Annotated in this window: 3 protein-coding genes (1 of these 3 running past the window's edge); all 3 read left to right on the top strand. The window is 72.1% G+C overall.

Annotation, left to right across the window (positions count from 1 at the left end):
• Tightly spaced (each overlapping or abutting the next), the 3 genes in view from B0I31_RS12445 to B0I31_RS12435 form a layout consistent with a single transcriptional unit that may run on beyond the window.
• On the top strand, positions 1–3,385 hold the 3' portion of the coding sequence (locus tag B0I31_RS12445; RefSeq protein WP_106615527.1) for a type I polyketide synthase. It extends 1,175 nt beyond the left edge of the window; 3,385 of the gene's 4,560 nt are visible here — the last part of the coding sequence; the start codon falls outside the window, past its left edge; its stop codon occupies positions 3,383–3,385.
• Positions 3,373–8,061, top strand: a complete 4,689-nt coding sequence (locus B0I31_RS12440; RefSeq protein ID WP_106615526.1) for a type I polyketide synthase — start codon at positions 3,373–3,375, stop codon at positions 8,059–8,061. Before B0I31_RS12445 ends, B0I31_RS12440 begins: the two co-directional genes overlap by 13 nt.
• Positions 8,058–14,810, top strand: a complete 6,753-nt coding sequence (locus tag B0I31_RS12435) for a non-ribosomal peptide synthetase (RefSeq protein ID WP_106615525.1) — start codon at positions 8,058–8,060, stop codon at positions 14,808–14,810. The genes B0I31_RS12440 and B0I31_RS12435 overlap by 4 nt, the downstream gene beginning before the upstream one ends.

Here is a 14,810-nt window from a genome sequence, read left to right as displayed (position 1 = left end):
GGACAACGCGTCCGGCCTGGCGGGTCTGGCCAAGCTCGTGCTGTCGCTCAAGCACCGCGTCCTGCCGGCGAGCCTCAACTTCGAGGAGCCCAACCAGAACATCGCGTTCGCGCAGACCCCGGTGTTCGTCAACGACCGGACCGTGCCCTGGTCGGACGACGACCGGGAGACGTTGTACGCCGGGATCAACAGCTTCGGGCTGAGCGGGACGAACTGCCACCTCGTGCTGCGCAGCGCGGACGCCCCGCCGGCCCGGGAACGCGCCGAGGTGTCGTGCTCGCTGCTGCCGCTGAGCGCCCAGAACGCCCAGGGGCTGGTCCGGCTCGCCGAGCGCTACCGCGACTTCCTGGCCCGCCACGAGGTCGACCTCGCCGACCTCGCGTTCACCGCGTCGGTCGGCCGGCTGCACCACGGCGTGCGCGCCGCGTTCGTCTTCGAGAGCCGCGCGGAACTCGACGCGCTGCTCGCGCAGTTCATCGAGGACGGCGCCGCCGCGAACCCGGACGTGAGCCGGGGCTCGTTCCGGCTGGTGCTGGACGACGGCGACAAGCGCGAGCCGCACGACCTCAGCCACGCCGAGCGCGACGAGCTGGACCGGGAGGCCGCGTCCGTGGTCGCCCCGGAGGCCGACCGTGCCGCACTGCGCCGGTTGGCCGCGCTCTACACCCGCGGCGCCGACGTCGACTGGCGGCGGGCCGCGCCCGGGGGCGCCCGGCGGACGTCGCTGCCCACCTACCCGTTCGAGCGGTCCCGGTGCTGGGTCGAGCCCGCCGAGCAGGGCAGGCGGGGACTGGTCGACGGCGCCGAGGTGGTGCGCTCGCTCGACCGCGACACCGTCGTGTGCCGGCTCGACCCGGAGCACTTCTGGGAGCTGGCCGAGCACCGCATCCACGGTGTCAGCGTGCTGCCCGGCACCGGGCTGGTGGAGATGGTCGTGACGTCGGCCCGCCGGCTCGGCCTGGCCGGGTCGGACGTGACGCTGCGCGACGTGCTGTTCGCCGCGCCGCTCGCGGTCGCCGACGGCGAGGTCAAGGAGGTGCACGTCATCTTCGAGACCGAGGACGACGTCACCGCCGTCACCATCGCCAGCCGGGACGCCGAGGGTGGCTGGGTGCGCAACGCGCGGGCCGAACTGGTCCGCGGCACGGTCGCCGAGGCGGTCGCGCCGCTCGACGTCGACGACCTGCGGCGGCGGTTGGACCGCGAGCTCGAAGAGCCCGAGGGCTCCGACCACGCCAAGGGCCTGGACGTCAGCGACCGCTGGACCGGGACGCTGGGCGACGGGCACGCGGACGGCGAGTCGACCGAGCTGCTGTACGAGTTCGAGCTGCCCGCGCGGTACCGGTCGGAGCTGGCGGACTACGTCCTGCACCCCTCCCTGTTCGACACCGTGATCAACGCGCCCAGCAACGTCTACGACCAGGAGCGGCTGTACCTGCCGTTCTCCTACGGCGTGCTGACGGTCCGCGACTCGCTGCCCGCCCGCGTGCTGGCCCACTTCCGCAAGCGGCCCGAGTCGGTGGACGGCGCGCTGTACGCGTTCGACGTGACGGTGGTCGACCCGACCGGCCGGGTGCTGCTGACGGTGGACAACTACTGCATCAAGTCGGCGGACGACGTGAACGTGCAGGGGCCGGGCGAGTACGGGTACGTCCAGGCCTACCGGCGCGTCGCTCCGGCGACACCGCGTCAGGGCAACGGGACCGTCCTGCTCTGCGGTGACTTCGGCACCGCGTTCCACGGTGTGCGCGGCGCTCTCGAAGCCTCCGGCTACGACTGCGTCGTGGTGTCGAGCGCCGAGGACGCGGTCGCCGACGAGCGCCGTGAGTTCGCCTTCGGCGTGCTGGCCTGCCTGCCCGACCGGGACGCCTCGCTCGCCGAAGCCACGACCGAGCCGGTCGAGCGGGCCCTGGGCCTGCTCAAGCTCATCTCCGACCGGCAGTTCGCGTTCGCGGACGGCCTGCTGGTGCTGACGCACAACGCGCTCGCGGTCACCGGTGACGAGACCGCGCTGCACCCCGGCCAGGCCGGTGTGCTGGGCCTGATGCGCGTCGCGGCGCTGGAGTACAAGGCCCTCGGCATCCGGTGCGTCGACAGCGACGAGCACACCGGACCGGCGCTGCTGGTGGCCGAGGCCACCGGCGCCGACCGGCCGCCGTTCCTGCTCTACCGGGACGGGCAGCCGCACGAGCCGCACGTGAAGCGGCACCCGATCCCGCTGCGGGGCGCCGAACGGGCACCGCTGCCCGGCGACGGCGTGACGCTCGTGTCGGGCGGCACCGGCGACCTGGGCACCGCCGTGGCGCGGCACCTGGTGGCGCGCGGTGTGCGCAAGCTCGTCCTGCTCGGCTCCGACACCGCGGACGGCACGCGGGCGGACTGGGCGGAGTTCGAGCGCGACCTGGACGTGTTCGAGGTCGTCCGGCTCGACCTGGGCGACGGGGACGCGGTCGAGCGGACCGTGCGCGACGTGCGCGAGCGGCACGGCCGGATCTCCGGCGTCCTGCACCTCGCCGGGCGCCCCGGTGTCGGGTTCCTGTACACGAAGGACTTCGACGGGTTCATGAAGGTGTACCGGCCCAAGGCTTTGGGCGGTGTGCACCTGCACGAGGCCACGCTGGTGGACGAGCCGGACTACTTCGTGGCGTTCTCCAGCATCGCCGGGCTGCTGCTCAACCAGGGCCAGACCGACTACACCGCGGCGAACCTGGTGCTGGACAGCCTGGCCCAGCACCGCGACCGCGCGCGACTGCCGGGGCTGAGCGTCCAGTGGCCCGCGTGGCGCGAGACCGGGATCGCCGAGCGCATGGGCGCGGCCGACGAGGACGAGCTGTTCCCGCCGCTGGACACCGCCGAGGCGGTGGACCTGCTCGACGCGCTGATGACGTCCGATGACGCCGTGCCGGTGGTCATGCCCGGCCGGATGCGCAAGCCGGTCCGGCAGGCGCCGCGCGAGGCCGACCGGGGCGCCGGTGGGCGTGCCGTCGAGCTGCACGGCCTGGACGACGTCGGCGACCTCGAACGGGGAGTCGCGGCGATCTGGGCGGAAGCGCTCGACCTCGACGTGCTGGACGCGCACGAGGAGTTCGGCGACCTGGGCGGCAACTCGCTGCTGACCGCGCAGGTGCTCAAGCTCTACGACGAGCGCTACCCGGGCCTGATGGACATCACGGACCTCTTCCGCTACACCACCGTCGCCGCCCAGGTGGCCTGCCTCAAGGCCAAGCTGCACGTCGAAGAACCGGCCGCCGGGGACCCGCCGCCCGCCGCCAAGGCCGACGAGGGCGACATCGACAAGCTGTTGGACCTGCTGGAGCAGGGCGCGATCACGGTCGAAGACAGGCAGGGTCTTCTCGAGGAAACGGACACCAGATGGACAGCGTGAAGGATTTCATCCTCGAGCAATTCGTCAACAAGCAGATCGACCGCGACCGCACCAAGAGGCTGCTGCTCGAACTGTCCGAAGCCAACCTGCACGAGGACATCGCGGTGATCGGCCTGGCCGGTCGGTTCGCCGAGGCCACGAACGTCGACCAGTTCTGGGAGTTCCTCAAGGTCGGCCGGGACTGCATCCGCGACTACCCGCAGTCGCGCAAGGAGGACATGTACGACATCCTCCGCAACCCGTACTACGCGGAGGTCCTGCTGGGCCGTCCGGTGGACGAGGCCGACCTGGACCGGCTCTACTCGGTGAGCGGCTACCTGGACCGGATCGACCACTTCGACTCGCGCTTCTTCGGCATCCCCCCGCTCGAAGCCGACTACATGGACCCGAACCAGCGCATCGCGCTCGAAGTGGCGTACGAGGCGCTGGAGAACGCGGGCTACGGCGGCGAGAGCGCGGTCGGGTCGCGGACCGGTGTGTTCCTCGGCCGCGACCAGTCGAACTACTCGTACTACCGGATGTTCTCCGAGCGGCACCCGATGCAGCTGTCCGGCTCGTGGGAGGGCATGGTCGCCAGCCGCATCTCCTACGTGCTCGACCTCAAGGGCCCGTGCATCATGACCGACACCGCGTGCTCCGCGGGCAGCGTCAGCGTGCACCAGGCCATCCAGTCGCTGCTGCTGGGCGAGTGCGACATGGCGTTGGCGGGCGGTATCAACCTGTCCTCGGGCGGCGAGCCGAAGACCAGCTTCCTGTCCGGCGCGACGATGGACAGCGTCGTGTCGGGCGACGACAGCGTGCGCACCTTCGACGCCCGCGCGAACGGCACGCTGTGGGGCGAGGGCGCGGGCATCGTGCTGCTCAAGCCGCTGAAGAAGGCGCTGGCCGACCGCGACCACGTGCGCGCCGTCATCAAGGCCTCCGCGATCAACAACGACGGCACCTCCAACAGCATCACCGCGCCCAACGCGCTGATGCAGGAGCGGGTCATCCTCGACGCCTGGGCCAAGGCCGACGTGGAGCCCGAGACGATCACGTACGTGGAGGCGCACGGCACGGGGACGGTGCTCGGCGACCCGATCGAGGTCAAGGGCCTGTCCAACGCGTTCCGCCGGCACACCGACCGCAAGCAGTTCTGCGGCATCGGCTCGCTCAAGACCACGATGGGCCACCTGGTGGCCGCGTCCGGGTCGGCGTCGCTGGCCAAGGTCGTGAAGTCGCTGGAGTCCGGCCTGCTGGCGCCGTCGGTGAACTTCGACGTGCCCAACCCGTACATCGACTTCACCGACAGCCCGCTGTACGTCAACGACCGGCTCGTGCCGTGGGAGACCGGCGGCGAGCCGCGGCGGGCCGGGATCAGCTCGTTCGGCTTCATCCGCACGAACTGCCACATGGTGCTGGAGGAGGCGCCCCGCTACCGCGCCGAGCCGCAGCTGCGGGAGCGCTACTGCTTCACCGTCAGCGCCAAGACCGAGGCGGCCCTGACCGGGCTGCTGGACGGGTACGCGGCCGTGCTGGCGGACAGCCCGTGGTCGCTCGCCGACATCTGCTACACCTCCAACATCGGCCGCGGCCACCACGAGCACCGGGTGATGATCGTCGCGGCGACGAAGGAGCAGCTGGCCGAGTCGATCGACCGGCTCCGGGAACGCGGCCTAGGCACCGACGAGCAGCGCGGAATCTTCCACGGCGTGCACGCCGTCGTCAGCGACAAGCGGGGCGACCTGCGTCCCGGCGACATCACCGCCCAGATCGGCAAGCGGCTGTCCGACACCGCCAACGCCAAGCTCGCCGAGTACCGCGCGCGGGGCGAGCACTCCGCCCTCACCGAGCTGGCGAACGCCTACGTCCGCGGCGCCCGGGTCGAGTTCGCGGAGTTCTACGCCGACGAGCCGCGGCGGCGGGTGCCGCTGCCCACCTACCCGTTCGAGCGGATCCGGCACTGGGCCAAGCCCATGAAGACCAGCGTGCGCGGCTTCGCCACCGCCGAGCCGAACCCGCTGCTGGGCACGGAGGTCAGCCGCTCGGACGGCGGGATCGTGTTCGAGAACAAGCTGTCGGTCGACCGGCACTGGGTGCTCTCCGACCACCGGATCGACCACAAGCCGGTGGTGCCGGGCACGACCTACCTGGAGATGGCGCGGGCCGCGCTGGCCGCGCTGGAGAACACGCAGAGCATGCGGTTCGAGAACGTGTTCTTCCTCGTGCCCCTCGCCGTGGAGGAGGGGGAGGAGGCGACCGTGCGCACCCGGCTGGACCGGGTCGAGCGCGGTTACTCGTTCCAGGTGGCCAGTGCGCAGGCCGGGGAGTGGGTCACGCATGTCGAGGGCCGGATCAGCCCTCTGCGTGACGTTGCCCCGTTGGACGCCGTCGACGTCGACGGCCTCAAGGCCGCCGCGATCGAGGTGACCGACCCGTACCCCACCGAGACCGACACCGGCGTGTTCCAGTTCGGCCCGCGCTGGGACAACGTCCGCGCGGTGTGGAAGCAGGAGACCGGCGCGCTGACCCTGCTGCGGCTGCCGGAGGGCGTGCCGGGCGACACCTTCGGGCTGCACCCGGCCAAGCTCGACAACGCGGTGAACCTGATCTCGCAGAACAGCGGCGAGACGTTCCTGCCGTACCTGTACAAGAGCTTCGTGCTGCACCGGCCGATGCCGGAGACGTGCTACGCGCGGATCCGCACGGTCCGCGACGACAGCCGCGACGGCGAGACGATCACCTACGACGTGGACCTGGTCGACGTCGACGGGGTGCCGTTCGCGCGGATCACCGACTACACCGTGAAGAAGGTGGACTGGCGGCGGTTCAGCCTGACGGGACCGCGCCGGTACCTGGAGGTCGAGTGGCTGGCGGTGCCCCGGCCGGAGGCGGCGGTCGAACCCGCGGTGTGGGCGCCGGTGGTGCTGGACAACGCGGCGGGCAGGCGGCTCGTCGCCGAGGTCGAGGCGCTCGGGCACCGGGTCGTGCCGTGCTACGTAAGCGAGCGGACCGACACCGGCCGGGACGTGTTCGCCCTGGACGAGGACGGCGCGGCGCTGCTGGCCGAACGGCTGCGGCAGGAGGCGGTCGAGGGCGTGCTGTTCGCGACCGACTTCACCGCCGACGACGAACTCACCCACGCGCGGCGGCGGGCGGGCGGCGTGGACGCGCTGTTCGAGCTGTACCGCGCGTTCGTGTCGCACCGGGTCAAGCTCGCGCACGGCCTGAAGGTCCTGGGCAAGGACGCCTGGCAGGTCGTGCCGGGCGACGGCGCCACCGACCCGCACTCCGCCGCCACCGAGGCGCTCGCGCAGGTCGTCGGGCAGGAGCACCGGCACCTGCAGGTGGACGTGGTCGACGCGCGGGCCGACGCGGAGCCGGGCTTCCTGCTCAAGGAGGCCCTCAGCGGCGCGGGCGGTGTGCTGCGGGCCATCCGCGGCTCGGAGACCTACCTGCGGCGCCTGCGGTACGCCGAGGCCACCCCAGAGGAGTCCGGCGCCGAGGCGGGCGAGCCGCTGTACGCGGGCGGGACGTTCGTGGTCACCGGCGGTGCCGGCGGCCTGGGGCTCAGCGTCGCCGAGGAGATGGCCCGCGAGGGCGCCGAGCGGATCATCCTGCTGGGCCGCCGGACCCTGGACGACGAGACCGCGCGGCGCGTCCGGGAGATCGCCGGCGCCGAGTACGTCGTGTGCGACGTGTCGCGGGAAGACGACGTGCGCGGGCTGGCCGCCCGCCTGCGGGAGGAGTCGGTCGCGCTCGGCGGCGTCGTCCACGCGGCGGGCGTGGCGGGCGACGGGTTCCTGGCCAACAAGCCGCGGCCGGTGTTCGACGCCGTGCTGGCACCGAAGGTCGACGGCAGCGTCGCCCTGGTGGAGCTGGTGAAGGAGCACCCGGGCGCCTTCCTGGTGTTCTTCTCCTCGATCACCGCGGTCACCGGCGGGCAGGGGCAGGGCGACTACTGCAGCGCCAACGCGTTCATGGACTCGCTGGCCGCGCGGGCGCGGACCGAGGGCGTGCGCGCGCTGTCGGTCAACTGGCCGACGTGGGCCGAGGTCGGCATGGCGGTGCAGTACGGGGTCGGCGACGGCGACTCGCCGTTCCGCGCGCTCACCGTCAAGGACGGCGTGGCCTGGTTGAGCCACTTCCTGCGCGACCCGGCCGACGGGGTCATCCCGTCCCGGTTCGACCTGGGTGTGCTGCGGGAACGCCTGGACGAGATGCCGTTCCTGCTCGAAGACGACGTCGCCGACGCCGTCGCGCGGGCCGGTGCGGGCGGTGCGTCCACCGGTGGCGAGGTGACCGAGGTCCGCCTCCTCGGCCTGTCCGACCCGGACGAGACCCAGCTGAGGATCGGCGCGGTCTACGGCGCGGTCCTCGGCCTGGCGGAGGTCGACGCCCACGCCAGCTTCCAGGACCTGGGCGGCAACTCGCTGATGACGGCGCAGCTGCTGCAGAAGGTCGAGGACGTCTACCCCGGCCGGATCGACATCGCCGACCTGTACTCCTACGCGACCGTGACCAGCCTCGCCGGCTACATCGACGAGCGGATCGCGGCCGAGTCGGGTGCGGCGCGGAGCACCGCGGACGCGGGGGGTGTCGACCAGTCGCTCCAGGACGTCCTGGAGGAGATCGGCGACGCCGAGCTGATGACCATGTTCGCCGACACCGATGGTGCCGGGAGGAAGCAGCGATGACGTCGAACGCGGAACTGAGGAAGGACCTGCTGCGGTACCTGCTGATGCAGGTCAAGCAGGAGTCGCTCGACGTCGACCGGGCCAAGGAGTTCATCCGGGCGATCGGTGACGCGGGCCGGGACGACGACCGCGTCGCCGTGGTCGGCATGGCCTGCCGGTTCCCCGGCGCGTCGGACAAGGAGCAGTTCTGGCGCAACCTGGTCGAGGGCCGCGAGTCGATCGGCGACTTCCCGCCACAGCGGCTGGAGGACCTGCGGCGGGTCGAAGGCGGCACGGACGCCGTCCGCAAGGGCGGCTACCTTGACCGGGTCGACCTGTTCGACGCGGAGTACTTCGGCATCCCGCCGCACGTGGCCACGCAGCTCGACCCGTACCACCGCGTCCTGCTCGAAGTGCTGGTCGAGACGATGGAGGACGCCGGGTACGCCAAGAGCGAGCTGTACGGGTCCAACACCGGCGTCTTCGTCGGCAACGACCACACGCACCGGCTGATCACGTCGTACCTGCCGTTCCTCTCGGAACTGGACTTCTCCGCCATCACCGGGTCGTGGTCGGGCATCCTGGCCAGCCGCCTGTCGTACCTGCTCGACTTCCGCGGACCGGCCGGCGTCATCGACACCGGCTGCTCGTCCGCCCTGGTCGCGGTGGACGCGGCGATCAAGGCGCTGCGCAACGGTGACTGCGACACCGCGTTCGTCGCCGCGGTCAACCTGTTCCTGTCGCCGTCCAGCCTCGGCAACGAGACCGAGTCCGCCGACCAGCGGGTGCGGGCGTTCGACGCGGCGGCGGACGGCACGGTGTGGAGCGAGGGCGTGGCCGGGGTCTACCTCAAGCCGCTGTCGCGCGCGCTGGCGGACGGCGACCACGTCTACGGCGTGCTCCTCGGCAGTGCCGTCAACAACGACGGCCGCAGCAACGGCCTCACCGCCCCCAACGCGCAGGCGCAGAAGAACCTCCTGGTCAGCGCGTGGAAGCGGGCCGGTATCGCGCCGGAGTCGGTGTCCTACATCGAGGCGCACGGCACCGGCACGGCGCTGGGCGACCCGATCGAGATCAAGGGCCTCACCAGCGCGTTCGCCGAGTTCACCGACCGCAGGCAGTTCTGCGCGCTCGGCTCGGTGAAGACGAACATCGGCCACACGGTCGGTGCCGCGGGTCTGGCGTCGCTGATCAAGACGCTGATGTCGCTGGAGCGCCGGACCATCCCGCCGTCGATCCACTTCGACGTGCCGAACCAGCTGCTCGACCTCCCCAACGCCCCGGTGTACGTCGCCGACCGGCTCACCGCGTGGGAGGAGTCCGACACCCCGCGCCGCGCGGGCGTGAGCAGCTTCAGCCTGAGCGGCACGAACTGCCACGTGGTGCTGGAGGAAGCGCCCACCCGCGCGGCGACGGACCAGGCGCGTCGGCCGCAGGTCTACCCGATCTCGGCGCGCAACGAGGAACTGCTGGCCAGGACGGCGGCGCGGCAGCTGGAGCACCTCGACCGCCATCCCGGGCACCGCCTGGCCGACGTGTGCTTCACCATGCAGGTGGGCCGCGAGCACCAGGCCGCGCGGGCGGTCATCCTGTGCGAGACCCGTGAGGGCCTGCTGGACGGGCTGCGGCGGCTGCTGAGCCCGCAGGACGTCGACGGCTCGCGCCTGGTCGACGGTGGCGTCGTGCTGCGCGAGGACCCGTCGTCCCTGCCCGGCGACTTCCGGCACCTCGGCGACGCGGTCACCGCCTTCCTCGCCGGACGCGCGCGGCCGTTCGCGGGCCTGGCCCGGGACCCCGACGTGCGGCGGGTGCCGCTGCCGCCCCAGCTGTTCCACCACGTGCGGCTGTGGGACGAGACCGTCCGCGTCCAGCAGGCACCCGGTGCCGAGGAGGAGGCGTCGGCCGACCCGGTCGACCGGCTCCGCGCCATCCTGGCGCAGCCGCCGCACCTCGACGGGCTCGACGAGTCCGCGGTGGACGCGGTGGCCCGCAAGGTGGTCGCCGGGGTGTGGTCCGACGTGCTCGGCTACCCGACCATCCGCGGCGAGGACGACTTCTTCGCCCTCGGCGGCGACTCCATCTCGTCGGTCAAGATCACGCAGCTGCTCAACGCGGTGCTCGACGTCGACATCCCGCTGACCGCGTTGCTGGCCAAGCCGACGTTCGACGAGTTCACCGACCTGGTGATCCGCGACTTCGGCCTGGACGAGGGGCTGATCCGGGCGCGGCTGAGCGGGTCGGCCCGCCGCCCGGCGCAGCCGGCGCAGGTCCTGGAGGACTACGAGCTGCCGCTCACCGCGCCGCAGCGGAGCATGTACTTCGCGGGCCAGGTGGACGAGAACTCGGTGGCGTACAACGTCAGCGGCCTGACCATCCGCCCCACCCCGCTCGACGTCGCCGAGCTGGAGGAGTGGCTGCGCGTGCTGGTGCGCCGGCACGACAGCCTCCGCTCGACGTTCCACCTGCGCGACGGCGAGCCGTTCCAGCGGGTGCGCGCGGAGGTGCCGGTCGCGGTCGAGCACCGGCGGCTCGGCGCCCTCGCGGAGGGCGAGAGCCACGAGACCGCGGCCCGCCGGGAGATGGCGCGGTTCGTCCGCCCGTTCGTCCTCGACACCGCGCCGCTGTTCCGCGTCGGCTACTTCGAGTTCGACGACGGCGTGTCGTGCGTGGCGATCGACATCCACCACATCATCACCGACGGCACCTCGATGGGCATCCTGTTCCGCGACCTCGGCGCCATCGCGGAGGGCAGGGCACTGCCACCGCTGCACCGGGACTACCGCTCGGCGGTCCGCGGGCTGCTGGAGCGGCAGGGCGGCGCGGACATGGTGCCGCACCGCGACTACTGGCTGTCCCGGTTCGCGGACGGCGCGCCGACGCTCCAGCTCACCACGGACTGGCAGCGGTCGGAGGCGGCCACCGCGGCGGGCGCGACGCTCTTCGCGTCCGTCGACGGCGAGACGCTGGAGGCGGCCAAGCGCTACGCGCGGGAGCACAACCTCACCCTCTACATGGTGCTGCTGGGCGTCTTCCAGCAGCTGCTGTCCCGGCTGAGCGGGCAGGGCGACGTCGTGGTCGGCGCGCCGGTGATGGGCCGGCCCGACCTGACCTACCAGGACCTCGTGGGCATGTTCGTCACCACGCTGCCCGTCCGGGTCACCGCCGCGCCCACGACCGGTGTCGGCGACTTCCTCGGCGGCCTGCGCACGACCGTGCTGGAGGCGTTCGAGCACCAGGCGTACCCGCTGGAGGCGCTGGTCGAGGAGCTGGACCCGCCGCGGGTGCCCGGCCGCCGTCCGCTGTTCGACGTCTGCTTCGTGCACCAGAACACCGACATGGGGCTCGACCCCGACGACGAGCAGGTCCTCCCGTTCGACGACGGCAGCGCCAAGTACGACATCACCCTCAGCACCAGGGAAGCCGGCGGTGAGCTGCTGCTGGAGTGGGAGTACTCCACCGCGTTGTTCCGCGAGGAGACGATGGCGCTCTACGCGGAGCGCTACGCGACGCTGCTGCGATCGTTCGTCACCGCCGCGGACGACGACCCGGTGGGCGCGCTGGAGCTGATGCCCGCCCGGGAGGCCGAGCTGATCCGGTCGTTCGCCACGGTACCGGCGCCACCCCTGGACACCCGGGGCATCGCCCGGCTGTTCGAGGAGCACGCCGCCGCCGACCCGGACCGCACGGCGCTGATCACCGACGACCGGCGCCTGTCCTACGGCGAGCTGAACGCCAGGGCCAACAAGGTCGCGCACAGCCTGATCCGGCTGGGCGCGACGCCCGGCTCGCCGGTGGCGCTGCTCGTGGACCGCTCGTTCGACACGGTCGTCGCCATCCTCGGCGTGCTGAAGGCGCGGTGCTACTACGTGCCGCTGAACACCGACTTCCCCGCCGAACGCCTGCGGCTGATGCTGGACGACGCCGGCGCGGGCATCCTGCTCACCACCGGCGCGCGCATCGGGCAGGCCGCGGAACTGGTCTCCGACCGGCTCCGGATCGTGGACCTGCAGGCGCTGGTCGAGTCGAGGGCCGCCACCGACGACCCGGCGCTGCCGGGCAGCAGCGACGACGAGGCGTACGTCATGTACACCTCGGGGACGACCGGTGTGCCGAAGGGGTCGGTGATCCGGCAGCGCAGCGTGCTGCGCGTGGTCCACCGGTCCGTCTTCTACGCCGCCGACCCGAGCGACGTGTTCCTGATGCTCTCGGACTACTCGTTCGACGGCTCCGTCTACGACATGTACGGCGCGCTGACCAACGGCGGGTCGCTCGTGCTGCTGGACAAGGAATCCGTGCTGGACCTCGACCGGCTCGGCGCGGCGATCGAGCGGCACGGCGTCACCAGCTTCTTCATCACCGCGGCGATGTTCAACGCGCTGGTCGACCACGCGCCGGGCTCGCTGCGCAGCCTCCGCAGGTTGATCTTCGGCGGCGAGATGGCCTCGCCGGTGCACGTGAAGCGGGCGTTCGACCTGCTCGGGCCGGGCCGGCTCGCCAACGGCTACGGGCCGACCGAGACCACGGTCTTCGCGGCCGTGCACGTGTTCGACGAGCTGGACCGCGACGACGCGATACCGATCGGCAGGCCCATCAACGACACCTCGCTCCGGGTGCTCGACGAGCAGCTCCGGCCGGTGCCGATCGGCGTCAGCGGCGAGCTCTACGTCGGCGGCGCGGGCGTGGCGGACGGGTACCTGAACAGGCCGGAGCTGACCGCCGAGCGGTTCGTGCACTCGCCCGCCGTCCCCGGCGAGCGGCTGTACAAGACCGGCGACATCGTCACCTTCAAGACCAACGGCCTGCTCTACTACACCGGGCGCGTCGACCAGCAGATCAAGCTGCGCGGCTACCGCATCGAGCTGGCGGAGATCATCCAGGTCGCCCTGGACGAGCCCTACGTCCGCTGGGCGCACGCGGGCGTGCACGAGGTCGCCGAGGGCAACCGGAGCCTGTGCCTCTGGGTGGGCTACGAGGACGGCCGGGAGCACGACGAGCCGGTGCTGCGCGCGGCGCTGGCGCGACGGCTGCCCGACTACATGGTGCCGTCGTTCATCATCCGCGCGGACGAGGTGCCGCTGAACGCCAGCGGCAAGGTCGACGCGGCGCGGCTGCCGAAGCCCGACTTCACCGCCGGTGCGACGGCCGCGGCGCCGGAGACCGACTCGCTGCGGGTGCTCGCCGACGCGTGGCACCACGTGCTGGGCGTCCCGGTGGACGACATCGACGCGAACTTCTTCGCGCTGGGCGGCGACTCGATCAAGGCGATCCAGATCGTGGCCCGGCTCAAGGAGCAGGACGTCGCGGTCCGGGTCGCGGACCTGCTCGGCAACGCGACGCTGCGGACGTTGGGTGAGAAGCTCGCCGACTCCGCCGGCGCCGGTCCGGGTGGCTACGACCAGGCACCTCTGTCGGGCCCGATCACGCCGAGCCCGATCCAGCAGGCGTTCCTGGACGAGGAGTCCGGCCGGGCACTGCTGTTCAACCAGTGCCTTTTGGTCACCCCGCCCGGTCCCGCGCCGCTGGACCGCCTGGTGCGCGCCGCCGAACGGCTCGTGCGCTACCACGACCTGCTGCGCGTCGAAGTGGACGACCAGGGCGGGCTGACCGTCCGGGACGTCGACGCGCCGTCGCTCGTGCACGGCGAGGAAGCACCGGCCGGGCTGTCCGAAGCGGAACTCGCGGAGTACCTGCGCACGGTGCAGGAACGGGTGGACGTGCGGGGTGGCCCGGTCGTGAGCCTCGCCGCCGGGCTGGGGGAGGGGCGCGGGCAGTTCGCCATCGCGATCCACCACCTGGCCGTGGACGTCGTGTCGTGGGGCGTCGTGCTGGAGGACCTGCTCGCCTGCCTCGCGGACCCCGACGTCGAGCTGCCGGCCAAGACCATGCCGTTCCCGGCGTGGACGGCCGAGGTGAAGCGGCGGGCGCGGGACGGCGGCTTCCGCGCGCAGCTGCCCTACTGGCTCGACCTGGCGCGGTCCGCGGGTGACGCGGGCGAGGTGTTCGCCGAGCGCGACGTGACGCGGTCCGAGACGACCACGGCGGTCGTCCGGCTGGCGGAGGCCGACGACTTCTCGCTGCTCGACGCCGCCCGGGAGGCGCACGGCGCGAGCGCCGCCGAGACCGTCCTCACCGTCGTGGCGCGTGCGCTGGCCTCGGTGACCGGCCGGGACCGCGTGCTGTTCACCCTGGAGGGGCACGGCCGCGAGCCCATCGCGGGCGACCACGACCTCAGCCGGACGATCGGCTGGTTCACCAGCACGTTCCCGCACCTGGTCGAGGTCGAGCGGGGTGTCGCCGACACCCTGGACGCGGTGCGCCGCTCGTTCGAGCGGCTGCCGGACAAGGGCGCCGGGTTCGGCCCCCTGCTCCGGTTCGACGAGGGCCTCGGCGCGGACCGGGGCACGCTGGCCGCGGTCCGGCCGGGCGTCTGCTTCAACTACCTGGGCGACCAGGACGGCACCGACGGCTCCGATGGCGTCGCCGTCACCCACCTCCCGGCGGACATCACCACCGACGCGGACGTCCGCTCACCGCACGCCCTCGACATCCTCGTGACCCGCAGCGGGCGCGATCTCCTGGTCGAGGTGCGCTACCCGCGCTCGTGGGAGTCGAGCGGCCTCGCCCGGAAGATCACCGCGGCCGTGGACAGGTCGTACCACGAGGTCCGCGACGCCCTGAAGTCCGGTGGGCCACGGGGCTTCCAGGTGTCATCGCCGATCCGCCAGGACGTGCTCGCCGACATCCTGCTGGATGTCGCGGGTGGGAACTGA

This window comes from Saccharothrix carnea, from assembly GCF_003014735.1.
GTDB classification, from domain to species: domain Bacteria; phylum Actinomycetota; class Actinomycetes; order Mycobacteriales; family Pseudonocardiaceae; genus Actinosynnema; species Actinosynnema carneum.
The sequence above is the reverse complement of the archived record's forward strand: the minus strand, read 5'-3'. Positions and strand labels throughout refer to the sequence as shown.